This is a genomic window from Spongiibacter marinus (genome assembly GCF_016906995.1).
GTDB lineage: Bacteria > Pseudomonadota > Gammaproteobacteria > Pseudomonadales > Spongiibacteraceae > Spongiibacter > Spongiibacter marinus.
The window spans coordinates 74,799-100,124 of record NZ_JAFBBD010000004.1 but is presented as its reverse complement, the minus strand read 5'-3'; the positions used below and the strand labels follow the sequence as shown (position 1 = coordinate 100,124).

The following is a 25,326-nucleotide window of genomic DNA, read 5'->3' as shown; positions in this document are numbered from 1 at the left end:
GGCGATTTTGTTTGGGGAATATATGTTTAGAAAAATCATAATGCCGTTCTCAGGCGCTCGTTCATTGCTGCCACTTGCGCTGGGTTATAGCCTGATTACAGGCGCCCAGGCGGATGGTCTCGCATTAGAAGAAATCCTAGTCACAGCGGAAAAAAGAGAAAGCTCACTGCAAGACACGCCGATATCGCTGCTGGCGTTTTCCAATGAGCGCTTGGAACGATTCGGCATTACCGATCTCGCCGATGTTGCAGGGTTAGCCCCTAACGTCACTATTACCCCTTTCCCTAACAGCCGTAGCTCGTTGGTGGTGTTTATGCGCGGCGTGGGTAATAACGACAGTCAAACGACTCAAGACCCTGCAGTAGGGGTGTATATTGATGGCGTGTATGTCGCTCGCAGCGTCGGTTTAAGTAGCGATGTCGCCGACCTGGAGCGCATTGAAGTGCTGCGTGGCCCCCAGGGTACGCTCTATGGACGCAACACCACCGGTGGCGCCATCAACTTGATTACCGCCAAACCCAGCGACGAGTTTGGGTTTAGTCAAAAAGTCGGTGCGGGCAACCGCGGCTTTTGGCAGTCACTCACCAAAATAGAGTCAGGCAAAATCGGGCCCGTTGCGGGCAAACTCAGCTACCTTAAATCCGGGCACGATGGCTGGGTAGAAAATACCGGCGAGGGCGGTAACTTTGGTGAAGAACGCAAAGAGGCCGGCCGTGTAGCCCTGCGTTGGGATGTTAGCGACAGCATTACCGTTGACTACGCCTACGACTTTTCAGAAATTGAAGGCCCGCAACACTACTATCAAAAAACGGTAACTCTCGACCCGGTATTATCGACCCTGTTCCAACTGGATTCGCCCGCTAGTGAGGGTCGCCAGAGTAAGGCTTCCTGGTGGCGCAAGGCCGACCCCAGTCGCACGGAAATCTCCGGCCACTCTCTGACCGTCACCTGGGACACCGCCATTGGCCAGTTGAAGTCGATTACCGGTTATCGCGAATTGGAAGAGAGCATCACCCAAGACTACGGTGCGGGTGACAAGTTCTTTGAAGCGAATGTCGACATTGAACAAGATCAATTCTCGCAAGAAATTCAGTTGGTCGGCGACGCCGGTGAAAGCTGGCGCTATGTGGCCGGCCTTTACTACTTTGAAGAAGAGTCCTACGAGGCGGAATTTAATCGCGGTATCGGCCTGGTGCCCGGTTCCTATGAGCCGAACGAGGACCGCCAAATTGCCTCAGAAGCGGAGGCCTCAGCGGTTTATGGACAGGTTACTTGGTCGCCCGAAGCACTGGCGCACCGTTTGGACGTGACGCTGGGTGGACGCTACACCGTTGATAAGCGTGCCGCGACCAAGGACAGCTCCATCTACTTCTCCAATGGTGAGCAGTCGGGCAGTGACGAATGGAGCAACTTTAATCCAAGTCTCACGCTGGACTATGCTTGGACCGATCAGCTGAGTACCTTTGCGAAAGTTGTTACCGCCTATAAAGCCGGCGGTTATAACGTTCGCAGCACGGAGGAAGGTTTTCAGCCACCCTTCGACGAAGAGAATATGACCTCCTACGAGCTTGGCATTAAGTCGAGCTGGCTGGATAACCGCATGACCCTGAACGCGGCGGTTTTCCACGCCGAGTATGAAGACCTGCAAACCCAGCAAATTACTGACAACAGCACCATTTTCCTCACCGACGTTTACAACGTGGGCGAGGCCGAAATTGACGGTTTCGAAATGGACCTGATGGCGGTGCTGGCGCGCGGTTTAACCCTGCAAATTTCCTACGGCTACACCGACGCTGACTTTATTGAATATCTGGATCAGCGCGAGACCGTTGCCAGCCCGATTCCCGGTCAGAACATGGCTAACCCCGACTTCGGTAAAAACGTCGCCGACCGCACAGAGATGCCCTATGCGCCCGAGCACAACTACACCGTTGGCCTTGAATATCAGCGCCCGCTAAGCGGCGGCAATATCCAAGGCGGCGCGATGCTAACGGCTTCCGTTGACTACGCTTGGACCGATGAACGCTACGGCACCGCCTTCAATGACGATATGGAAGGTTTCAAAATGGATGATTACGGCATCGTCAATGCGCGCCTGGCCCTGTCAGACATCGCGGTGGGCGAGGGTGATCTTGAAATCGCAGTATGGGGGCGCAACCTCGATGACGAGGAATATAAAGTCCATGCCATCAGTCTGGGGCTGTATCGTTCCGCTATTTTTGGCGAGCCAAGAAGTTACGGCCTCGATCTAAAACTGAGCTTTTAAACTATTAAAAAAGGTGGGTGCTGCCCACAAGGGCAGCGCTTTTGGGGGAGTGAATATGTCATACGGAAAGTTAGCGCTGGAAGCCAGTCGTAAATCGGGCGAATACGTGGCGGCGGGGAACCGCGAGGCGTGGCTGTCACTGTTTGCCGACGATGCCGTCGTACAAGACCCGGTCGGTGTCTCCCCACTCGACCCAACGGGGCAGGGGCACAAAGGCAAGGAGGCGATCGCCGCGTTTTGGGATATGATCATTGCCCCAGGCAGTATCGATTTTACCATCCTGAGCTCTCATCCCGCGGGCGACGAATGTGCCAACGTTGTTCATATGGAAAACACCATGCCCGGCGATATGAAAATTATCGTGGACATGGTGGTGATCTACACCGCCAATGCCGAGGGTAAAATCACCTCGTTGAAAGCCTACTGGGACTACGATGCGGTTATGGCGCAGATGGCATAGCGACCACTCCAGCGCAGCATCGTTATTCATTACTCATCGCTTGTAAGGATGCTGAGCTAGTCTATGCGTGAAGAACTTGCCGGTTTTATTTGTCCCCGCTGTGGTCACCCTCATGACCCGGATGCCATTAACCCCGAGGGGTTTACCTGTTGGGAATGTCCCAAGTGTGAGGCGGAAATGCGTATACACATTACGCCGGATCGGGCTCGGCGGCAGCGTTATGAGAGGGATGGGGAAGAGGGCAGCTAAGCGGCTCCATACACGCAATACCTGTTTATCTATCTTGGCTCCGTTTTGATGCCCTGCGACGGCATTGAGGGGAGGGCGGTGTTGCCCGACCTGTGGAGCGGGCCTGACCGCGACCAACCCAGCTTTGGAAAGTAGCGCCTGTAGGAGCGGTTTCAACCGCGATTCGGGCTTCAAGCATGCCACAGGTCTTCGTATTTTCACGGAATCTAATTTGTATCAATTGCTGATATTGCGTGTTTCGCCCTTCCTAGGCGACCTACTTATTTTTATGCGAAAAATAAGTAGGCAACAACAATGCGTTTTCTGCATTGAGCGCCGCTTGTCGGCGACCCGGAGGGCGAGGCATGTAATGCCGAGTAAAAGCGCACCCCGCATCACTGTTGTCGGCTGTCGCCGCCGATCCCCTGCGCGCGACGCGAGCTGCGCGGGCGCTGCGGAACTCGCTGCGCTCAAACAGTCCTCGCACAATTCCCGCACATCTCCCGTCGTGCTCGACAGTGCTGAGGGGGGAGGGGATGCCACGTTAGCGTTTGGTGAAAATGCTTGCCTCAAGCATCTAGCAAACTTATCTTAGTGCTTAACGCAGTGATGGATGTACTGCCCCGCTACCGAAGGAACGGTGTGTCAATTTCCTAAATTTCTCACCACTTCCTCTGTAGACAAGGCACGGCCTGCTTAACAGACTTTACTGCAGAGTCGTCGGCCCTGTTAATGGGGTTTGAGTCGATTTATTTTAGAAATAGTCCTTTCCCTGCAATGGGATAGGCGCTCACTGGGCGGATGCTGCTGAGTGATAGATGGCCGCCCGATAATATTTATTATGAGGCCGAACTGGCTTCATAAACAGGCTGTTATGTGTAATCTGTGATGGATGGAATTTATAGTGGAATTGTCCGAAAGTGGAGGCGCTGTACAAAGTGTGGAAAGAGTCTGCCTGGCGAGAGTGAAATCTGCTTGCATTGCGGTCATATCCATAGCGAAGCTGAGTTGAAAATGGCGGATCGGGCAGCAAGAAAAAATGAGCGCTATGGCTTAATTGCCGGAATAATTTTCTTTCCATCGCTATTGTATATGGTCATTAGGTCTTTCAGTGGAAATTGAGACCACACATAACAAGCACGCGCAGTTAGCCGCTGAAAAGCGCGGGGACAGCCAAAACTCCGCACTATACTGATAATGTCGTATAAAGTCTCTAACAAATGCAGGTTGTCGCCCTACGGACTGGGACGGCTTACGCGGTGTTTCAGCCGCCCCAAAATGCGGGCGTTAAAATTAAGGGAACCTCATTAAATGCCAGAAGTCGCCCCATCTCGAATCATAGCGTTTCCAACACCAAAGCAACTTGCTGCCTGGCTAGAAGCAAATCATGCCAGCGAGGGTGGGTTGTGGGTGAAGATTTTTAAGAAGCAGTCGGCGGTTGCTAGTGTGACCTGGGATGAGGTGGTGGTTGAAGCCTTGTGTTGGGGATGGATCGACGGGGTGAAGAAGTCGCTTGATGAGCAGGCGTATCTGCAGCGGATTTCGCCGCGCAAGGCGCGCAGCAGTTGGTCGCAGCGGAACCGGGCGCATGTGGAGCGTTTGATCGACGAGGGTCGAATGCGGGAGCCGGGCCTGGTACATGTTCGCGCAGCGCAGGCAGATGGACGTTGGGAAAATGCCTATGCGGTGAGTGAGATGGTTGTGCCAGAGGATTTTCTGGCGGCTCTTGAAGGCGAACCGACGGCGAAGTCGTTTTTTGATACGCTGAATAAAGCGAGCCGTTTTGTGATTGCCTACGGTTTGCTGAGTGCGAAAAAACCGGAGACGCAGCAGCGGCGTTTTGCCAAATACCTAACCGTGCTGGCAAACGAGGAAAATCCGAAATAAGCGCAAGGCGGCCAGTGGTTTGTTGATGGCGCTTGGCTGGTCTGCCCCGATTCCGATACCATTCGCTGTTCTTTTGCGTATCACCTCATTTCTCTAAAACGATCTCCAGGGCTTTTAACATGAAACTGAATGTCTATCTTTCCGGCGAAATCCATACAGACTGGCGGGAGCAAATTATTGCTGGCTGCAAAGGCAGTGGTATTACGTTTTCATCGGCGGTGACGAATCATGAGGCCAGTGATGCCGCGGGTGATGTGTTGGGCGCGGAGGAGAACAGTTTTTGGCGCGATCACAAGTCGGCAAAGGTGAATGCGATGCGGATATCCACGCTGATCGAGCAATGTGATATCGCGGTAATCCGCTTTGGCGATAAGTATAAGCAGTGGAACGCGGCCTTTGATGCGGGATACTGCGCGGCGAAGGGTAAGCCCTATATCACGCTGCATGGTGAGGAGATTATTCACCCATTGAAAGAGGTGGATGCCGCGGCGTATGCCTGGGCGACGACACCAGAGCAGGTAGTGGAGATGTTGACCTACATTGTTGCTGAGTCGTAGTTTGTTCGCGTTTTGAGGGGTAAAGGCTGAGCTGTCGCGGTGGGTAACTGCGTCAGCTCACCTTCATTTCAAGCCTCGCTTTAATTAATAGCCCGTTCCTGATTTTCCCAGTAGGGCTCGCGCAGCACTTTTTTCAGAATTTTCCCGGTTGGGTTTCTCGGCAGTTCGGCAAACACTTTGAGCTGGCGAGGAATTTTGTAGCCAGCCAGGTCATTGCGTAAGAACTCGATCATCTCCGCTTCGTTTAGCTGCTTGCCCTCGGCCAGCACCACGCAGGCCAGTGGTGTTTCACCAAAGTTTTCACAGGGAATGCCCACCACGGCAACATCGGCCACGGCCGGGTGTTGGCTGAGGGCGTTTTCGATCTCGATAGGATAGATATTTTCGCCGCCGCTAATAATCATGTCTTTAATGCGGTCTCGCAGGAAAATATAACCGTGCTCGTCGATCACTGCGGAGTCGCCGGTGTGCACCCAGCCGCCGGCCAGGGTTTCGGCGGTCGCGTCGGGGCGGTTGTAGTATTCCATCATGTTGGCGTCGCAGCGGATGAGTAGTTCGCCGGTTTCGCCATTGGGTAGTGGGTTGCCGTTGCGGTCGACCACTTTCACGTCAACGCCCGCTTGGGGTCGGCCGCAGGAGGCTAGCAGTTCGGGGGCGTCGTTCGCTGCGCGGCGGTGATCGTCTGCAGAGAGTGACACGACAGCGCCGCAGGTCTCGGTCATGCCGTATACCTGATAGAAGTTGCAGTCGAATACCTCCATCGCCGCTTGTAATAGTGCGCTGTTGATGGGGGAGGCGCCGTACACAATTTGCCGCAGGTGACTGAAGTCGCGTTGGCGCAGGTCGGGCACCATATGGATCAGCGCCATGATCATCGCCGGAACCATAAAGGTGTTTTCAATTTTATAACGCTCAAGGTCTTCTGCGATTTTAAAGGGGTCGAAGGTCTTGTGCAGTACCACGCTGGCGCCGGATAACACCGGCAGGATCAGTGTGCCGGCACCGCCGATATGGAAGTTGGGCGCGCTAACGAGATCGCGGCCGCCAGGCCCGGATTTAACCTCCCAGGACGCGCTGGTCATGCAGTACAGCGACAAGATGTTTCGCTGGCTGAGCACCACCCCTTTGGGGCGGCCGGTGGTGCCGCTGGTATAGAGCTGGAGTAGCGCTGCCGAGCTGTCGCTGCTGTTGTCGACCTCGCCAGCATCACTCAGCGACGACAGCCACTCTGTCCAGCTTTGGTTGTGGCTGGCCAGAATATTCAGCTCGGGCTGGGCCTGTTGCACAGCGTCGCTCAAGGTGGCCAGCTCCTCGTCGGCAACAATCAGTAATTTTGCTTCGCTGTCTTGCACAACGTAGCGAATTTCTTCGGGGGCGAGGCGGTAATTTACCGCACATAACACCGCGCCAATGCGGCTGCAGGCCAGCAGCACGGTGAGAAAGTCCGGGCAGTTTTGACACATGATGGCGATGCGGTCGCCGGGTTGAATGCCCCGCGCCAGTAACCCCGCAGCAATGCGGTGAGATTGCTCGGTAATGTCGCCGTAGCTGAGGACGGTGTCTTGGTAAATGATGCAGTCGCTGCTAGCACGCACCCGCGCGTGATAGTCGACGAACTGGTGAATCTTCATAGCCGGAGCTCCTTGGCGTGTTATCGGTATTATTTTGCTCGCGGCTATCAATGTAAAACGCCTTAGCGCGTTTTGCCAGCCTGTTATGGCAGCGGTTTGACTGCGTCTTGCTCGGTGCTAATTGTGTTGTTGCGCCGGTACTCGCCGGGGCTGCTGCCGGTCCATTTTTTGAAAGAGCGGATAAAAGCGCTGGGCTCAGAAAAGCCGAGTTGATAAGAAATACTTTTGATATCCAGCTCAGGTTCGGCGAGTAAGTCGATGGCGAGGTCGCGCAGTAATTCGTGCTTGAGCTGGCGGTAGTCGCAGCCTTCCTGGGCGAGTCGTCGCCGCAGTGTTTGCGCGCCGATGCCAAGTGCCTCGGCAATGTGTTCGTAGTTGGGTAGCTGCGGCAGCGACTTCTTCAGGTAGCGGCGAATCTGCTCGGTATAGCTGCCTTCCTGGTCGGGCATATGCAGCAGTTCGTAGGGGACCCGCTGTAGGTAATCCTCTAGCTCGGTATTGCTGCGCACCACGGGCAGGCTCAGCAGTCGACGAGCAAATACGAAGTCGGCATGGGGTTGGTTAAAACGTGTTTCAGTGTGAAACAGGTAGTGGTATTCGTCGCGATGACGCGGTGGTGGGTAGTGAAGGTTGACTCTTAGTAGGGGCAGGCGCGTGCCACACAACCAGCAAAAATAGCGGTGGTGCATCATCATGTGCTGTTCGCAGGTCCACGGCGCAAGCTCATAGCCGGCTTCGGGCTCAAGACGGTAAAAGGCGTAGTTGTCCCGTTGCTGCAAGCTCACCTTGTAACCAAAGTCGAAGAGGTTGAACAGTTCGATGTGGCGCTCAAAGGCTTGAAGCAGGTCATCGCTGTTATGGGCAAAACGCATTAGCGCCGCCATTGTGCCGGGGCGCTGAGGGTGTTTGTTGTAGCCGAGTGACTCGTCGTCACTGAGTTGAGTGACCGCTTCAAGCAGGCGGGCGAATTGGACTGGACGCACGCGGGCGCGGTCGCTGGTGAGCACGCTGTCAGGTATGTCGCACTCGGCGAGCAGCGCCGATTGTTGGTTTGCCGACAGGGGCTGGCGCGCACCGATGGCCCGCACAAAGGCGGCAGAAATCGTGCGGTGGTCACTGACACTCACTACTGTGGCGCTCCGTCATTCTTTTGTCTTGGCGCGCCAGTCTACGTCGACCTGTAAGAAAATGTCTATCGTCTGTCACAGCAGATCATTGTTCAGGCGGCCCCCCGCGTCCAATCTTTGGTGCACGATTTTCATGCAAAGTGAGAGAACCATCATGAGCAACAGTGCTTTTATCTACGACGCGGTAAGAACACCGCGTGCCAAAGGCAAAATGGGTTCGCCCCTGAGTCAGGTGAAGCCCGTCGATCTTCTTGCTGGCCTGCTAAACGGCCTGCGTGACCGCCACGGTTTAGATACCGCCCTGGTGGATGACGTAGTCATGGGCTGTGTAACGCCAGTGGGTGAGCAGGGTTCCTGTATTGCGAAAACCGCGGTGATGAAGGCGGGCTGGGATGAGTCAGTGGCCGGTGTTCAGCTGGACCGCTTCTGCGCATCTGGCCTTGAGGCTGTAAACCTGGCGGCGATGAAGATTGCCTCGGGCTGGGAAGAACTGGTGGTTGCCGGTGGGGTGGAAAGCATGTCGCGCGTGCCCATGGGGGCTAACGGCGGCGCCTGGGGTGAAGACCCGCAAACCGCATCAGATACCGCGTTTGTTCCCCAAGGTGTGGGCGCAGACTTGATTGCGACAATGGAAGGCTTTAGCCGCGAAGACGTTGACGCCTTTGCGGTTCGCTCACAAGAGCGCGCAGCGGCGGCCCGCGAGGCCGGTTACTTTGACGGCTCGGTGATTCCCGTGAAAGACGGCAACGGCATGGTCATCTTGCAGCGCGACGACTTTATCAAGCCGGGCACCACCGTAGAAAGCCTGAGCAAACTGAAGCCCTCTTTTGAGATGCTCGGCGGCATGGGCTTTGACGATATTGCCTTGAGCAAATACCCCCACGTTGCGCGTATTAATCACGTTCACCATGCAGGTAACTCCTCAGGTATTGTCGACGGCGCCGCCGCAGTATTGATCGGCAGCGAAGCGGCGGGCGCAAAACTGGGGCTGAAACCCCGCGGCCGCGTAGTGGCGACAGCGGTTACCGGAACCGAGCCCACCATTATGTTGACGGGCCCTGGCCCCGCCACATTTAAGGTACTGGAAAAAGCCGGTATGACGATCGATCAGATCGACCTGTTTGAAATCAACGAAGCGTTTGCGTCAGTGGCGATGCGTTTCCAAAAAGACACGCAAGCCCCCTGGGAAAAGATCAATGTAAACGGTGGCGCCATTGCAATGGGTCACCCCCTGGGCGCGACCGGTGCCATGCTGATCAGCACAGTACTGGATGAACTGGAGCGTCGCCAACAACGCTTTGGCTTGGTGACCTTGTGTGTGGGCGGCGGTATGGGTATCGCAACGATTGTTGAGCGAGTGTAAGCGCGCAGCCCTGCATTTTTCAGATTTAACAGAATAGGTAAGTCCGATGACTGGAACATTCAACTACGAAAAAGATAGCGACAACATCGTAACGGTGACTATGGACATGAGCGGTCCGGTCAATGCGATGAACGACGAATATGTAGCGCTGATGGGCGAGACCATTGACCGCTTGGAAGCGGAGCGCGAATCCATTGCCGGTGTGGTGCTCACATCTGCAAAAAGCAGTTTCTTTGCTGGCGGTGATATCAAAAGCATGCTCAGCCTGAAGCCCGGTGAGGGCGAGGCAGAGATGTTTGAGATGAACCTCAAGATCAAAGGTATGCTGCGCCGCATGGAGAAACTGGGTCGCCCAGTGGTTGCGGCCATTAACGGTGCGGCGCTCGGCGGCGGTTACGAGATTTGCCTGGCCTGTCACCACCGCGTTGCACTCGACAGCAAGGCCGTGCAAGTGGGTCTGCCGGAAGTGAGCTTGGGTCTGCTGCCTGGCGGTGGCGGTATTGTGCGCATGGTGAATAAATTCGGTGTTGAACGCGCCATTATGCCGCTGCTGGAAGGCACCCGCTTTAATGCCAAGAAAGCACTGGAAGCCGGTTTGGTTGAAGAGCTGGCTGACGATGTACCAAGCATGATCAGCAAAGCCAAGGCGTGGATCAAAGCCAACCCAGAGGCGATGAACCCCTGGGATGTGAAGGGCTTTAAAATTCCTGGTGGCAACGCCAAGAACCCCAAGATCACCCAAATGTTGCAGGGTGCCAACCCCATGCTGTTCCAAAAAACGCGGGGCTTGGTGCCAGCGCCCGTTAAGATTTTGGACGTGATTGCCGATGCTCTGCGTGTCGACTTCGACACCGCAATGGAAATTGAGGCGCGGGTTTTTGTTGGCTTGGTGACCACGCCAGTTGCCAAGAACCTGATGAGCTTCTTCCTGCAAATGAATCAGGTGAACGGCGGCGGCAGTCGTCCGGCAGGCATCGAGAAAACTGCTGTGCAGAAAGTCGGTATTCTCGGCGCCGGTATGATGGGGCAGGGGATCGCCTATGTGTCGGCGATGGCTGGCATTGAAGTCATCCTTAAAGATATCAGCCAGGATGCAGCGGATAAGGGTAAGGCTTACAGCGATACACTGCTGACCAAGCGTGTTGCCCGTGGACGCATGACCGAAGAGAAAAAAGCATCAGTGCTGGGCTTGATTACCCCTACTGATAATGCCGACCTGCTCGAAGGCTGCGACCTGATTATTGAGGCGGTGTTTGAGAACGTTGATCTCAAACATAAGATCACAGAAGAGTTGCAGGGCAAGCTGGCTGAAAACGGCGTGTGGGGCTCAAACACCTCAACCCTGCCTATTACCCTGCTGGCAGAGCCGGCAAAACGCCCGGAGAACTTCATCGGTATTCACTTCTTCTCGCCCGTCGACAAGATGCCACTGGTGGAAATTATTACCGGTGAGCAGACCTCTGATGAAACCCTGGCGCGCGCGTTTGACTACGCTCAGCAGATTCGCAAAACGCCGATTGTGGTCAACGACTCGCGTGGCTTCTTTACCTCGCGCGTATTCGCTACCTATATCGAGGAAGGGGCGCAACTCATTGAAGAAGGTGTCGATCCGGTATTGATCGAAAACCTGGGTCGCGCTGTGGGTATGCCGGTTGGCCCGCTTGCCGTGCAAGACGAAGTGAGCCAGCAATTGGCGGTGAAGGTGAGCGAAACGAATCGCGAACTGGACGAGCGCCTCGGCGACAAGTTTGCCGGAGAAACGGCCAGCTACCGCATTGCCAGCAAAATGCTGAATGAATACGGCCGTGGCGGCCGCGCCCATGGCGGCGGTTACTACGACTACCCCGAGGGTGGCGAAAAGCAGTTGTGGTCGGAGCTTTACTCGCTCTACCACAAGCCCGAGGTGGACCTGCCTGTAAACGACATTAAAGACCGTTTGCTGTTTAGGCAGATTGTTGAGTCGCTGCGCTGCTACGAAGAAAACGTGGTGAACCAAGTGGCGGATGCCAATATCGGCTCGATTATGGGCATTGGTTTCCCGCCTCACACCGGGGGTGTTCTGCAGTACGTAAACACCTACGGCTTGAAAGCCTTTGCCACGCGTTTGGCCGAGCTGGAAAGCCGCTACGGCGAGCGTTTCGCTGCACCGCAAGTCCTGCTCGATAAGGCTGAAAAAGGCGAGACCTTCGCCTAAGCCGACGATGAGCTGCCGGTGTTCTCCGGCAGCTCTTTCTCTAATTCTTCGCAACACTGCACAAGCTGTTCCCGCAGCCAGTTAATGCTGGGTTCGTGGTCGGCATTTTTGTGCCAGAACATATGCAATTCCAAGGCGGCGCAGTCGAAGGGCAGGGGCTTGCTGTGCCAGGGGCCGAGTTGGGCCAGGCTCTGGGGAATGGCGGCAAGGTCATCGCTGCGCGCCAGCAGGGTTGGCAGGCTGGAGTAGTGTTGCAGGCGCAGGGCGATACGCCGTTGGTGGCCAAGGCTGCGCAGCGCCAGATCGATATGTCCGGAGCCGCGGCTGCGACTGGAGATGTGAATATGACGCGCGGCCAGAAAGTCCTCCAGACTCAGCTCGCGTTTGGCCAGCGGATGGTCGCGGCGCATCACGCAAACGTAGTGGTCGCGACGAAGGGGTTTCGATACCAGTTCGCTGTGGTTGATCAGCGGCGCGTCAATCGCGAGCTGCAGTTCGCCTGCCGCCAGTGCCAGTGGGATTTCCCGTCGGCGCATAAATTCCACTTCCAGGTTGATGCCGGGCGCGTGTTTGGCCAGCCGCTCCAACAGGCGAGGGAGTAGGAAGATTTCGGCCTGCTCGGTGGTATGCAGGCGCAGCGTTTGTTTTGCCGTTGCGGCATCGAATTGCTGGCGGGTTTGTACGCACTGTTCCAGGCCCTGCAAGGCGTCGCGGATCGGCGTGATCAACTGCCGAGCCAGCGGCGTTGGGCTCATGCCCTGCGGGCTGCGCACGAACAATGGGTCGTCGAGGGTGTTGCGCAGTCGCGTGAGTGCATTGCTAACGGCGGGCTGGGTGACATGCAAAACACCCGCTGCACGCGTGAGGCTGTGGTGGGTGTAGATGGCATCAAAGACGATAAATAAGTTTAGGTCGATGCGAGAGAGGTTCATATCGCTCACCTTGCTATAAGTTTCGGTGATGATAACCGATAAGAAAAATAAATTTCTTTAATTATAATCGGCTGGGTAGACTCCGTGTAGATGTTCAGGAGGCGATATGAGCGAAGTGTATGTCGTGCGGCATGGTCAGGCAGCCTTTGGCACCGATGACTACGACCGCTTAACCGAAGTTGGCTGGGAGCAGTCGCGTTTGCTGGGTGAATACTGCCACGGCCGCGACCTGCATTTTGACGCGGTCTATACCGGCAGTATGCGCCGCCACCGCGAAACGCTGGCTGGCGTGAAGGATGTGTTGGCCACGACACCCGAGGCCACCGTATTGCCGGGGTTAAACGAATATGACTTCCACTCCTTGGTTGATGCGTATTTACCTAGCCTCGACGAAGACATCGACCTGAACGACGCCCGCGATTTTTACCGCTTACTGCGCCGCGCACTGCTGGCATGGAGCCGGGATGAAATAGCGGGCGTCAGCGAAAGCTGGCAACAGTTTGAACAGCGGGTGCGAGACACCATGACGGAAATTGGCAGCCAGCGCGGCCGCGTATTGGTAGTGACCTCCGGTGGGGCGAGCAGTGCGATATTGCGCGAGGTGCTCACCTTGGATGTAAACACCATGATCCAGTTGAATTTGCAGGCGAAAAATACCGGCATCAGTCAGTACTTCTGCAAGGCGGGCAGCTTCCAGCTAAACAGCTTCAATGGCGTTCCCCATTTGGAGCGCCCGCAGGACCGCCACTTAATTACCTATACCTAATTACCTACACCGCATTGGCCAGGGCTGCGGCCCAAGGAGAATATGATGGATTTACGACCCTCTGCTAAAGCGCAAGATCTGCTGGCGCGTTTAAAAGACTTTATGGACGCGCATATCTACCCGAACGAGAAGGCCTACGCCGAGCAGCTGGCCGAGGCCAGTAATCGCTATGCGCCGATGCCACTGATGGACGAGCTAAAAGCCAAGGCCAAGGCGGCCGGGCTATGGAATTTGTTTGTGCCGGAAGAGTACGGCCAATACAGCGAGTGCGGCGGCCTGAGCTTTTTGGACTACGCCCCCCTGTGTGAGGAAATGGGGCGGGTGCTGTGGGCGGCAGAAGTCTTTAACTGCAGCGCGCCGGACACCGGCAATATGGAAGTGTTGATGAAATATGCCACGGATGCGCAGCGCGAGCGCTGGTTAACGCCGCTGTTGGCAGGGGATATTCGTTCGTCCTACGCCATGACGGAGCCGCAGGTGGCGTCCAGTGATGCGACCAATATTGAGCTGCGCATCGAAAAAGACGGCGACGAATGGGTGCTCAATGGTCGCAAGTGGTTTATTACCGGGGCGATGAACGAGCGTACCCAAATTTTTATTGTGATGGGTAAATCTGACCCCGATAACCCCAGCCGACACAAGCAGCAGACACAAGTGCTGGTGCCCAAAGGCACGCCGGGTATGGAGATTATTCGCCCGCTGACAACCTTCGGTTACGATGATGCGCCGGTTGGCCACGCCGAGATGCGCTTTACTGATGTGCGCGTGCCCCTGGAGAATGTGTTGCTGGGTGAGGGGCGCGGCTTTGAGATTGCCCAGGGACGTTTAGCACCCGGGCGTATGCACCACTGTATGCGGTTGATCGGCGCCGCCCAGCGCTCCCTGGAGCTCGCCTGTCAGCGCGCGGTATCGCGAACCACCTTTGGCCGCACGCTGAGCCGCCATCAGTCGGTTCGCGAGGATATTTCGCGCAGCTTCTCTGAAATAGAAATGGCGCGCCTGCTAATTTTAAAAACCTGCAAGCTGATCGACGAGCAGGGCCCCATGGCCACGGTGGATATGATTGCCGCAACGAAAACCACGGTGCCCTTGCTGGTGCAAACGGTGATCGATCGCTGCATGCAATTGCACGGTGCGGGTGGCTTTACCGAAGACTATATGATGGCAGAGGCCTTTAACTATGCGCGCTGGTGCCGCCAGGCTGACGGCCCGGATCAGGTACACCAAATGGCGCTGGGCAAGCAGATTATCAACCGCTTTAGCGGTGAGGCATAAAAAGGAGGGAATATGGCAGCTTTTGATCTCGATACCGACGCGCTATGCGCCTATCTGGAAACATCCATCGATGGGTTTTCCGGGCCACTTACCGCAGAAAAATTTCCCGGTGGGCAGTCCAACCCCACCTACCGCATAGATGCGGCAAGTGGTGCCTATGTGCTGCGCCGCAAGCCGCCGGGGAAGCTGCTTAAATCTGCACACGCCGTGGATCGCGAGTTTACCGTGATGTCGGCGCTGGCCGGCAGCAAGGTGCCTGTGCCGACCATGCGCATTCTCTGCGAGGATGAGCAGGTGATTGGCTCCATGTTTTATTTGATGGACTATCTCGACGGCGATATTTACTGGAACGCCGCACTGCCGGAGCTCGACCCTGAGCGCCGCAGCGCGATGTACGACAATATGAATCAGCTCCTCGCCGATTTGCACAATGTCGATGTCGAGGCTGTGGGGTTATCCGGCTACGGCAAGCCCGGCAACTATTTTGCCCGGCAACTGGACCGCTGGACCAAGCAGTATCGGGCCAGTGAAACCCAGCGCCTGGAGCCGGTGGAAACACTCATCAGTTATCTGGAGGCGAATTTGCCCGAGGATGACGGCCAGGTGTGTTTGGTGCACGGCGATTTCCGGTTGGACAACATGATGTTCGCCAAGGGTGGCACCGATATTATCGCGCTGCTGGATTGGGAGCTATCGACCCTGGGCCACCCCTATGCAGACCTCGCCTACCAGTGCATGCAGTGGCGCCTGCCTGGCAGTGCCGCAATTCCCGGCTTGGGGGATGTGGACCGCGAAGCACTGGGTATTCCCAGCGAAAAAGACTATGTGCGCCGCTACTGTGAGCGCCGCGGTATCAGTGCCATTGATGATTGGGTATTCTACCTGGCCTTTTCATTCTTTCGCCTCAGTGCCATTTTGCAGGGTGTTTATAAACGCGCCCTCGACGGCAATGCCTCCAACGACAAGGCAAAACAGCTTGGTGGTATGACTGCCCCCCTGGCGCAAATGGGCGTTCAGGTGGTAGAGCAGGGAGCGTGAGTGCCGTGGGTCGCAACGATGGCGACCCCAGCCCTATCAGGAGAGATTCATGACAGACCGACAAACCGTAATGTTGAGTAGCGAGGGGGCGGTAGCCACCATCCTTCTAAATCGCCCCGACTCGCTCAATGCCTTCACCCGTGAAATGCGCAGTGATTTGCTGGCAGCGTTACAAGAAGTCAGCCAGAACAGCGCCATACGCGTGGTGGTGCTTGGCGCTCAAGGGCGCGGGTTTTCCTCGGGTGCAGATTTGTCTGAAGGCCCGGGCCCCGGTCAGAGTGTCGAGCGGCAGCTGCTCGATGAGTACCTGCCTATTTTCACCATGATCGCCTCAATGGAGCAGACCGTTATTGCGGCAGTGCCCGGCGTAATGGCTGGCATTGGCGCGGCGCTGGCCATGCACTGTGACCTGTCGGTGATGGCCGACAGCGGCAGCATGGTGATGGCATTTACCAATATTGGCCTGGTGCCCGACGGCGGTGCCAGCTGGAATTTATTGCGCGGCATGGGCTATCAGCGCGCCTTTGCTTTTATTGCTGAAGGCGGGCGACTGGATGCGGCCCAGTGCCTGGAGCTCGGTTTGGTGAACAAGCTGGCGACCGCCGACAAGGTTTTGAGCGACGCACAGTCGTGGGCGGCAGCGCTGGCCGAGCGAGCGCCGATTGCACTGCGCGAGACAAAGGCACTGTTGCGCGGCGCGGCGGCGCAGAGTTTTCAGCAAACCTTTATGTCGGAAGCGCGCTCGCAAAACACCTGCCTTGGCAGTGAAGATGCGGCGGAGGCCATCGGCGCCTTTTTGGAAAAGCGCCAGCCGGTATTCAAAGGTAAGTAGCAAGCACGGCATGCGTGCACATAATAACGATAGAAAGGGAGTGGATTATGGCCAATGAAGTTATCGTTGCGGTTGAAGATGGGGTGATGCTGATCACCATCAACCGCCCTGAGGCAAAAAACTCGGTCAATTTGGCCGTTGCCAAAGGGATCGCGGCCGCGATGGAAGAGCTGGACAGCAACGATGAGATTCGCGCTGCGATACTCACCGGCGCGGAGGGAACCTTTTGTTCCGGTATGGACCTGAAAGCCTTTGTCACCGGCGAGCTGCCCATTATTGAAGGCCGCGGCTTTGCCGGGCTTGTTGAAGCGCCGCCGCGCAAGCCGCTTATTGCCGCTGTCGAGGGCTTCGCGTTGGCGGGCGGTTTTGAGCTGGCGATTAGCTGCGACATGATCGTGAGCGCCGGTAACGCCAAGTTTGGTATTCCCGAGGTGAAGCGCGGTCTGGTTGCCGGGGCGGGTGGCTTGTTAAAGCTGCCACGGCAAATTCCTCGCCGGGTGGCGATGGAGTTGGCCCTGACCGGCGATGCCATCGACGCTCAGCGAGCCTATGACCTTGGCCTGATAAACCGCGTGGTAGAGGCGGGGACGGCGCTGGCTACGGCGCGTGAGTTAGCCGATAAAATTGCTGCCAACGGGCCGATGGCGGTACTGGCCAGTAAGCAGATTATGAACGAGTCGGAAGAGTGGTCCTCGGAAGACATGTTCAAAAAACAAAATGAGATCGCCTTGCCGGTCTTTGCCAGCAAAGATGCTATTGAAGGCGCGACTGCCTTCGCCGAAAAGCGCCCACCCAAATGGCGGGGGCACTAGGTCAGTACGAGTACGCTAAAAACCCGGCCCAGCGCCGGGTTTTTTTATCGCTGAAATTAGACCGGGTGGACGGTACAAATTGTGTTCAACAGCACAATTTTTCTCACCGCACTTGCTCAATGATAATTTGCTGCTATGTTACTTTTCGGTAATGTTTTCGGCGATTACTTGTCGCCGCGTCTTACTCATGCCTGTTGGCGTCGGCTGAATAGGCCATAACGGCGCCGTATTGAGCGCTTGCCTCAGTGGCGAGTGAACATAATAAAAAATGGAGAAAGCAGCATGAAGGTATTCAACCGCCGGGCCTTGTGTTCGGCTCTTTTACTCGTTCTGGTCGCTTTACCAACGCATGCAAGGGACGCCAATAAAACGGCCTATCCAATTGTCTTTGCTCACGGTATGGCGGGTTTTGACGATATTCTTGGCTACGACTACTGGGGCGACGATTACGGGGTTTTTGTTCTCGATACCTGCCAGTGGGGGGAGTACTACTGTAATCACGATATTAATTCGGGACAGGAATCTTTTGTTGCCTCGGTAACGCCCTTTGCGAGCTCTGAGCAGCGAGGTTATGAGCTGTACCAGGATATTGAGGGCTATCTGGCCAGTTCGGGACACAGTTACGTGAATATTATTGGCCACTCTCAGGGAGGCTTGGACCTGCGCAAGGCGGCCCGCTTATTGCGAGAAAACCGCGGTTATAAAGTGGTTAAATATGGCATCAGTATTTCTTCGCCGCATCGCGGATCGCCGATTGCACAGTATGTGCTGAATTTGCAGCCGGGTGTTCAGTCGGTCCTGGAAACGCTGGCGGAATATTTTGGCAACACTATTTACCAGGGTGGCAACGATGCAATCGCAGCGCTGAAACAGCTGGTAAACCATGACTTTGACCCCAATGATGGCGTTGTCACTGGCACCTATGCTTTCAATCAAAACTACCCCGCAGGTAGCGAGAATATCGAGCGCTCGCGGAGTTTTTTGACCGGGCAGGATAACGGCAATATGAACCCCGCTCTGTACCTGCTGAAAGAGCTGTGGACCGAGATCGATGGCGATGGCTATGCCAGTTATGATGCCAATGGCGACGGCGCATTAGGGACCGGCGACGGCAATGCCAGTGACCATGACGACGATGGATTGGTCGGCATCAACTCTCAGCAAATGGGCTATCGGCTTGAGTATTGGGAGTGCTATGGCTGCCTTGACTACGTTTGGACGCAGACTAACACCGGCTATGTGGCTGACCTGAATGCCCCGAATAGCACGCAAATGACCTCGCACGCCTGGAAGATAAATCAAGATCACGTGGACGTAATAGGCGTGCCACCCGACACCTTTGATGAGATGGAGTTTTACGCAGCCATTACCGATTTTATTGCTGATAACGGCTATTAATTCGGAGTTTCAAGATGTCGGAATCGAAGTCGTTTTGGCGGAGCCCTCGTGGCTCCGCCGTTATTGTCGCGGCAGGGCTGTTACTCATTGGTGCGGGCCTGTTGCTGCCGTCAGGCGACGAGCCCGTGTTAACGAATGCTGCTGACCTAGCGGACCTGCAAGGGCCGGCAGCGCCCCAGCTTGTTCGTAAAGCACCGTCAGAGAGCGAGCAAGAAGCCGCGTTCGTTGAGGATATGCAACAGCGTTTTGCCCCGGTTATTGAGGTAAAGCATGCGCAGCTGCGAGTGATTGAACAGTTGATCGCCTATTTAAAACAACGCTATCCAGAGGATTGGCAGCAGCGCATAGCGGGGTTTTTACGGCAACTATTCCCTGAGCATGCCGAGGCACTGCTGGCGAAGTACTTCAGTCTTATGAGCTACAACGAATGGTTGGCTATCGAGCGTCAGGCCTTGCAGGCGATGTCCGCTGCAGAGCGGCGCGAGGCTTTGTGGGGGCAGCGTTACGCTGCCTTCGGTGCTGATGCCGAGCAGATATGGGCCGCTGAGCTGCGCAATCAAAAAATTTCAGATGCCCTTTCCGAATTGGGTAGTCAGCCAGCGCTGGGGGCGCGGGGTTCGGCGGAGCAGTTTGTCGAGAGTTTGCGCGAGCAGTTTGGCGATGACGCTGAAGCGCTGTTGGCTTCGCGGCGCACCGAGTTGCTCAATCGTATTGTTGAGCTGGAAACCGTGCAGTCAGATCTTCGTCGGCAGCCTGCCGAGCGCCGCCGGCAAACCTTGCGACAGCTTAGGCAGGTAATGGGTATGGATGATGCAGCACTGGACCGATGGCAAGCGTTGGATCAGCGTCGCGACGAGCGCTGGCAGCAGGGTGAACTATACATGCGTGAACGCGAGGCGCTTGTTTCGCAATACCGTGGTGAGGCCAAAGAGGCCGAACTAGCGGCGCTGCGTGAGCGAATGTTTGGTGAAAATGCTGCTGCCATAGCACGTGAAGAACAGGGCGGTTTTTTTCGCTACGCTCGAGAGCGTCGCATCGGGCGTGAGTGACGTTTACAGCGCCTCAAGGCCGCGGTTGAGGCCGCTGGGTAAGTAGTCCGAAACAATACGTGGCGGCGGCACGCGGTAGCGATTCAGTTCGTCCCAGGTCAGCAGTGAATAATAGCGGCGTATATTCTCCACATAACGCACCGGCTCATCGCCCCGGGCATAGCCATAGCGGGTTTGTTTGTACCACTTTCGCTGTCGCAGTAGCGGCAGGGTTTCTTTTACATCGCTCCACAGGTTCGGATTACCGCCGCTTTTTTCGGTGAGAATGCGGGCATCTTCCAGGTGGCCCAGGCCAATGTTGTAGGCTGCCAGCGCAAACCAGCTGCGGTCCGGCGGCTCGATGCCGCTGGGCAGACGGGTATACAGTTTTTTGTAGTAGCGTGCGCCGCCGCGCAGGCTCTGCAGAGGGTCCAGGCGATTGTCCACGCCCAACTCTTTGGCCGTGGGGCGGGTGAGCATCATCATGCCCCTCACCCCGGTTGGTGATTTTGCTTTGGGGTTCCAGAAGGATTCCTGGTAGCTGATGGCCGCGAGAAAGCGCCAGTCCATATCGTATTCTATGGCGACCTGCTCGATCAGGCCTTTATAGCTGGGTAGGCGCTGCTCTTTCATCTTGAGGAAGGTCTGCGTGCGAATAAACGACTGGCGTTCATTAAAGGTAAAAAAGCGATCGATCAGCCGGTCCAGCTCGCCGTTTGCCTTGATCTCTTCAAAGAATGTTTCAAGCGCTTGCTGGAGGGCGGTGTTGTCTGCATTCTTGCTAAGTGCCCAGGCCAGCTTGCCCGGTTTGCCCGCGCTCATGGCGATTCGGAAATCGGGGTAGAAGGCCCGGTTTGCGTGAAATTCGTTGGCGTCGACCATGGTGATATCAATCTCACCTTGCTGCAGTTGCTCAAGTAGGTCGATGGTTTCCTGGTCGCGGCTTTCGCTCCACGTTAATGACGGGTACTGCTCGCGCAATTCCCGCAGCACTTCGGCGTGTGAGCTGTTACCCAGCACGCGAATGCGCAAGTCGGGCAGGGCGGCGTAATCGGCGGGCTTGTCGGTAAGCGTGCGGTTGTAGATAAATAGCTGTTTTACGCTCATGTAGCTGGGGCCGAATTGCAGTGCGGCGCTGCGCTCCGGGGTAATGCTGAGTCCAGCCGCGGCAAGGTTGGCGCGACCTTCGTGGAGGTTTTCAAATAGCTCGTCCAGGCTGACCACCGGGATCATTTCCAGCTCGACATTCAGGTAGTCGGCGAAATCTTTAACTAAATGGTATTCAAAACCGCTGGGGTTGCCCTGGCTTTCGTAGTAGGTGGTTGGGCCGTTGCGGGTCAATACGCGCAAAACGCCTTCCTCGCGGATGGTGTCCAGGGCATCTTGCGGGGGAGAGCACGCGCCGCAAAACAGCAGTAGCAGCCAGACGCCCAGGCGTCGAAAGGGCCACGAATGACTGTTTTTTGTGTTCCTCAATCGCTGTGCTCCGCAGAATTATTTAATCATTGTATCGGGCTTGCAGAGTTCACACCATAAGCCTGAATTTTCCCTTGCGATTCCTGTACAATGTCGGCCTTTATTCCCGTCGACCGAGGTTCTAGACCTGCATGCTGATCGTTCCCGGCGCTGCGGCGCTTTCTGAATTCCGTATTGAAAAACTGCTGACCACCCTGCGCACCGCGATTCCGGAGCTACAGGCGCTCAGTGCGCAGTTTGTGCACTTGGCCGACGTGGAGGGTGAACTCAGTCATGAACAGCAGACAATACTCGAGCAATTGCTGCAGTATGGGCCCGGCTCAGGCGCGGCGCCGGCTGAATTAAGCGGCAGTGAGTTTTTTGTTGTGCCGCGTCCGGGCACGATATCGCCCTGGTCGAGCAAGGCCAGTGATATTGCTCATATCAGCGGCTTGACGACGCTACGCCGCCTGGAGCGAGGTGTTCTTTACCGGCTGGAAAGTGCGCAACCGCTTAGTGAAAGTCAGCGCGCGACGGTGGCGGCGGCTATTCACGACCGGATGGTGGAAGTGGTTTTAGACTCGGTGCCCGCCGCCGCGCAATTGTTTAGTCAGCATTCCCCCAAACCGATGCAGCGCGTAGACGTGCTTGCCGGTGGGCGCGAGGCTCTGGTGGCGGCGAATGCCGAGCTGGGCCTGGCGTTGGCCGAGGATGAGATTGACTACTTGGTCGATAGCTTCAAAGAACTGCAGCGCAACCCCAGCGATGTTGAATTGATGATGTTCGCGCAGGCCAACTCTGAGCACTGCCGTCACAAAATTTTCAACGCGAGTTGGACGATTGACGGCAAGCCGCAAGACAAGTCGCTGTTCGCGATGATCAAAAACACCAACCAATTAGGCGGCGAGAATGTACTCAGTGCCTATTCGGATAATGCCGCGGTTGTGGTGGGTAGCCCCGGTGGGCGTTTTTATCCCGACCCAGTAACGGCGGAGTACCAATTCCACCACGAAGATATTCACCTGCTAATGAAGGTGGAAACGCACAATCACCCCACGGCGATTGCGCCGTTCTCCGGTGCCGGCACCGGTGCGGGCGGCGAGATTCGCGATGAGGGCGCGGTGGGTCGTGGCTCCAAGCCCAAAGTCGGCCTGACTGGTTTTACCGTGTCTAACTTGCAGGTGCCCGGCTTTGAGCAGGCGTGGGAGCAGGATTACGGCAAGCCAGAGCGCATTGTCTCGGCCCTGGATATTATGATTGAGGGCCCAATTGGTGGCTCGGCATTCAATAATGAATTTGGCCGCCCTAATTTGTGTGGCTATTTCCGCAGCTACGAGCAGAATATTGTTACCGCCGAGGGCGAAGAGCGCCGCGGCTATCACAAGCCGATTATGTTGGCGGGCGGATACGGCAATATTAAGGCCGAGCATGTCGTCAAAGACGAATTCCCGGCCGGTTACAAGCTGATCGCCCTGGGTGGCCCGGCAATGTTGATTGGCCTGGGCGGTGGTGCGGCCTCGTCGATGAGTTCTGGCTCCTCCAGTGCCGATCTGGACTTCGCTTCCGTGCAGCGTCAAAACCCCGAAATAGAGCGTCGTTGCCAGGAGGTGATCGACCGCTGCTGGGCACTTGGCGAGAATAACCCCATCGCCTTTATTCACGATGTGGGCGCTGGCGGCCTGTCCAACGCTTTCCCTGAGCTGGTGAAAGACGGAGGCTGCGGCGGTAATTTTGAGCTGCGCGAAGTCCCCAATGACGAGCCGGGTATGTCGCCATTGGAGATTTGGTGTAACGAGTCTCAGGAGCGCTATGTTATTGCCATTGCGCCGGAAAACCTGGCGACCTTCGAAAGCATTTGCGAGCGCGAACGCGCCCCGTATGCGGTAGTGGGCGAATCGACCGAAGAGAAAACACTGCGCGTCGGCGACCGTCACTTTGATAACAATCCCGTTGATTTGCCGATGTCGGTACTGTTCGGCAAACCCCCGAAAATGCACCGCGAAGCGCAGCGCAGTGACGTGGTTCAGCCCGCATTCGACTGTGCGCTGAGTGTTGAAGAGTCGCTGGACCGCCTGCTGTGCTTACCAGCGATTGCCAGCAAGAACTTCCTGATTACCATCGGTGACCGCTCGGTTACCGGCATGGTTCATCGAGACCAAATGGTTGGCCCCTGGCAGGTGCCTGTGGCCGACTGCGCGGTGACCACGGTGAGTTACGACAGCACCGCGGGTGAGGCGATGTCGATGGGCGAGCGCACGCCGTTGGCCCTGGTGAATGCGCCGGCATCGGGTCGCATGGCGGTGGCGGAAGCGATCACCAATATTGCGGCGACGCGCATTGCCCAGTTGTCGGATATCAAGCTGTCAGCAAACTGGATGTGCGCAGCGGGTCACGGCGACGAGGACGCGCGCCTGTACGACACAGTGCAAGCGGTTGGTATGGAGTTTTGCCCAGCCTTGGGGCTGACTATCCCCGTGGGTAAAGACAGTATGTCGATGCGCACCGCATGGCAGGACGACGGTGAAGACAAGGCCGTTACCGCGCCGATGTCGCTGGTAATTTCCGCTTTTGCACCGGTGGTCGACGTGCGCAAGACGGTGACGCCGGTCCTGGATGCCAAGCAGGACAGCGTGCTGCTGGCCATTGATCTGGGCGCCGGGCAACGCCGCATGGCCGGGTCTTGCCTGGCGCAAGTTTGCGGCGAGCTGGGCAATGATGCGCCGGATATCGATGATCCCGCACTGTTGAAAGCCTTCTTCAATGCCACCCAGGCCTTGTTGGAATCAGGCCATATTCTGGCTTACCACGATCGCTCTGATGGCGGCTTGCTGATTACCCTGTTGGAAATGGCCTTCGCCGGACACTGCGGTTTGGATATTGCGCTGCAAGGTTCTGCGACGCCGCAAGCTGAGCTGTTTGCCGAAGAAGCGGGCGCCGTGATCCAAGTGCGCCGCAGTGATTTGGCGGCGGTGATGGCGCTGTTTGCCGATTACGGCCTCAGTGATTTGGTTCAGAATATCGGTGTGCCTGTTCTGGGCAGCCAGATTAAGGTGTCGCTAAACGGCGACGAGATTCTGCTGGCAGACCGGTTGGCGCTGCACCGTCGCTGGGCGGAGTTGAGCTACCGTATGCAGGCCCTGCGCGATAACCCCGAGTGCGCCGAGCAGGAATTTGACGCCTTGCGCGAGGACGACACCGGCTTATTTGTCGATCTGAGTTTCGATCCTCAGCAAGACATCGCTGCGCCCTATATTCAACGGGGTGAGCGGCCCAAGCTGGCGGTGCTGCGTGAGCAGGGCGTCAATGGCCAAATGGAAATGGCCGCGGCCTTTGACCGCGCAGGCTTTGCCGCCGTCGATGTTCACATGAGTGATATTCTCAGCGGTCGCCTCGACCTTGCCGAATTTAAAGGCTTGGCGGCCTGTGGCGGTTTCTCCTACGGCGATGTGCTGGGTGCGGGCGAAGGCTGGGCGAAGAGCATTTTGTTCAATGCCCGCGCGCGGGATGTGTTCCAACAGTTTTTCAACCGCCAGGACAGCTTCGCGCTGGGCGTGTGTAACGGCTGTCAGATGATGTCGAATTTGCACTCGCTGATTCCGGGCGCTGAGCACTGGCCGCATTTTGTGCGCAACCGCTCAGAACAGTTTGAGGCGCGCGTGGCGATGGTTGAAATTCCCGATTCGCCCTCCATATTGTTAAGCGGTATGGCCGGTTCGCGCTTGCCGGTAGCGGTGGCGCACGGCGAGGGCCGTGCTGAGTTTGCGAAAGCTGAGCAGCTTCAGGCGATGGCGTCGTCGGGGAATGTCGCACTGCGCTACGTGAATAACGCTGGTGAGCTTACCGAGCAGTATCCGGCGAACCCCAATGGTTCGCCCCAGGGTATTACCGGCGTGAGCTCCAATGACGGCCGTGTCACCATTATGATGCCGCATCCGGAGCGCGTATTCCGCAGCGTTACCAACAGCTGGGCACCTGCAGATCAGGGTGAAGATAGCGGTTGGATGCGTATGTTCCGCAATGCGCGGGTGTGGGTTGACTAGCCGGCGATCAAATTTATAAAAATGGATACCGCCGTTG

Annotated in this window: 19 protein-coding genes; 15 read left to right on the top strand and 4 right to left on the bottom strand. The window is 56.4% G+C overall.

The annotated features are described in order from the left end of the window. Positions 1-22: 22 nt before the first annotated feature. From HNR64_RS07045 to HNR64_RS07025, 5 genes are all read left to right on the top strand, one after another. Positions 23-2,266 carry a TonB-dependent receptor gene (locus HNR64_RS07045; RefSeq protein WP_204995821.1) on the top strand — a complete coding sequence of 748 codons (2,244 nt, stop codon included), beginning with the start codon at positions 23-25 and terminating at the stop codon, positions 2,264-2,266. A gap of 55 nt (positions 2,267-2,321) precedes the next feature. Continuing rightward, complete coding sequence (locus HNR64_RS07040) at positions 2,322-2,726, top strand: nuclear transport factor 2 family protein (RefSeq protein ID WP_204995820.1); 405 nt, start codon at positions 2,322-2,324, stop codon at positions 2,724-2,726. 63 nt (positions 2,727-2,789) lie between these two features. Further along, positions 2,790-2,975, top strand: coding sequence for a hypothetical protein (locus HNR64_RS07035; RefSeq protein WP_204995819.1), 186 nt, complete (start codon positions 2,790-2,792; stop codon positions 2,973-2,975). A 1,290-nt stretch (positions 2,976-4,265) separates the two neighbouring features. Beyond that, a complete protein-coding gene (locus HNR64_RS07030) occupies positions 4,266-4,841 on the top strand; it encodes a YdeI/OmpD-associated family protein (protein ID WP_204995818.1) in 576 nt (191 codons plus the stop codon). A gap of 119 nt (positions 4,842-4,960) precedes the next feature. Then, positions 4,961-5,398: a YtoQ family protein gene (locus tag HNR64_RS07025; protein ID WP_027875003.1), complete on the top strand. Its 438-nt coding sequence runs from the start codon at positions 4,961-4,963 to the stop codon at positions 5,396-5,398. Positions 5,399-5,478: 80 nt separating this feature from the next. Here the strand turns inward: HNR64_RS07025 and HNR64_RS07020 are convergent, their stop codons facing one another. Further along, a complete protein-coding gene (locus HNR64_RS07020) occupies positions 5,479-7,029 on the bottom strand; it encodes a long-chain-fatty-acid--CoA ligase (protein WP_204995817.1) in 1,551 nt (516 codons plus the stop codon). A gap of 83 nt (positions 7,030-7,112) precedes the next feature. After that, a complete protein-coding gene (locus HNR64_RS07015) occupies positions 7,113-8,156 on the bottom strand; it encodes an AraC family transcriptional regulator ligand-binding domain-containing protein (protein ID WP_204995816.1) in 1,044 nt (347 codons plus the stop codon). 154 nt (positions 8,157-8,310) lie between these two features. Between HNR64_RS07015 and HNR64_RS07010 the strand changes: the two genes are divergently transcribed. Together HNR64_RS07010 and HNR64_RS07005 are read left to right on the top strand one after the other, a co-directional pair. After that, complete coding sequence (locus HNR64_RS07010; protein ID WP_027875006.1) at positions 8,311-9,519, top strand: acetyl-CoA C-acetyltransferase; 1,209 nt, start codon at positions 8,311-8,313, stop codon at positions 9,517-9,519. 46 nt (positions 9,520-9,565) lie between these two features. After that, the gene (locus HNR64_RS07005; protein ID WP_204995815.1) at positions 9,566-11,713 is read left to right on the top strand and encodes a 3-hydroxyacyl-CoA dehydrogenase NAD-binding domain-containing protein; all 2,148 of its coding nucleotides are present in this window, start codon (positions 9,566-9,568) and stop codon (positions 11,711-11,713) included. Here HNR64_RS07005 and HNR64_RS07000 read toward each other — a convergent pair. After that, a complete protein-coding gene (locus tag HNR64_RS07000; RefSeq protein ID WP_204995814.1) occupies positions 11,710-12,645 on the bottom strand; it encodes a LysR family transcriptional regulator in 936 nt (311 codons plus the stop codon). The genes HNR64_RS07005 and HNR64_RS07000 overlap by 4 nt on opposite strands. Before the next feature lie 106 nt (positions 12,646-12,751). Between HNR64_RS07000 and HNR64_RS06995 the strand changes: the two genes are divergently transcribed. The 7 genes from HNR64_RS06995 (at position 12,752) to HNR64_RS06965 (ending at position 19,815) form a co-directional block, all read left to right on the top strand. Beyond that, a complete protein-coding gene (locus tag HNR64_RS06995; protein WP_204995813.1) occupies positions 12,752-13,411 on the top strand; it encodes a histidine phosphatase family protein in 660 nt (219 codons plus the stop codon). A 45-nt stretch (positions 13,412-13,456) separates the two neighbouring features. Then, positions 13,457-14,686: an acyl-CoA dehydrogenase family protein gene (locus HNR64_RS06990; RefSeq protein WP_204995812.1), complete on the top strand. Its 1,230-nt coding sequence runs from the start codon at positions 13,457-13,459 to the stop codon at positions 14,684-14,686. Positions 14,687-14,698: 12 nt separating this feature from the next. Further along, entirely contained in the window at positions 14,699-15,724 is a 1,026-nt protein-coding gene (locus tag HNR64_RS06985) for a phosphotransferase family protein (protein ID WP_204995811.1), read from the top strand. Positions 15,725-15,773: 49 nt separating this feature from the next. Continuing rightward, complete coding sequence (locus HNR64_RS06980) at positions 15,774-16,556, top strand: enoyl-CoA hydratase/isomerase family protein (RefSeq protein WP_204995810.1); 783 nt, start codon at positions 15,774-15,776, stop codon at positions 16,554-16,556. Positions 16,557-16,603: 47 nt separating this feature from the next. Beyond that, positions 16,604-17,368 (top strand): crotonase/enoyl-CoA hydratase family protein, encoded by a 765-nt coding sequence (locus HNR64_RS06975; protein WP_204995809.1) that lies wholly within the window; start codon positions 16,604-16,606, stop codon positions 17,366-17,368. 282 nt (positions 17,369-17,650) lie between these two features. Next, entirely contained in the window at positions 17,651-18,766 is a 1,116-nt protein-coding gene (locus tag HNR64_RS06970) for an esterase/lipase family protein (protein ID WP_204995808.1), read from the top strand. A 14-nt stretch (positions 18,767-18,780) separates the two neighbouring features. Beyond that, positions 18,781-19,815: a hypothetical protein gene (locus tag HNR64_RS06965; RefSeq protein ID WP_204995807.1), complete on the top strand. Its 1,035-nt coding sequence runs from the start codon at positions 18,781-18,783 to the stop codon at positions 19,813-19,815. 3 nt (positions 19,816-19,818) lie between these two features. Here HNR64_RS06965 and mltF read toward each other — a convergent pair whose 3' ends face one another. Further along, entirely contained in the window at positions 19,819-21,270 is a 1,452-nt protein-coding gene (gene mltF / locus HNR64_RS06960; protein ID WP_204995806.1) for a membrane-bound lytic murein transglycosylase MltF, read from the bottom strand. A gap of 131 nt (positions 21,271-21,401) precedes the next feature. Between mltF and purL the strand changes: the two genes are divergently transcribed. Further along, a complete protein-coding gene (purL, locus tag HNR64_RS06955) occupies positions 21,402-25,289 on the top strand; it encodes a phosphoribosylformylglycinamidine synthase (RefSeq protein WP_204995805.1) in 3,888 nt (1,295 codons plus the stop codon). The last annotated feature ends 37 nt before the right edge of the window (positions 25,290-25,326 follow it).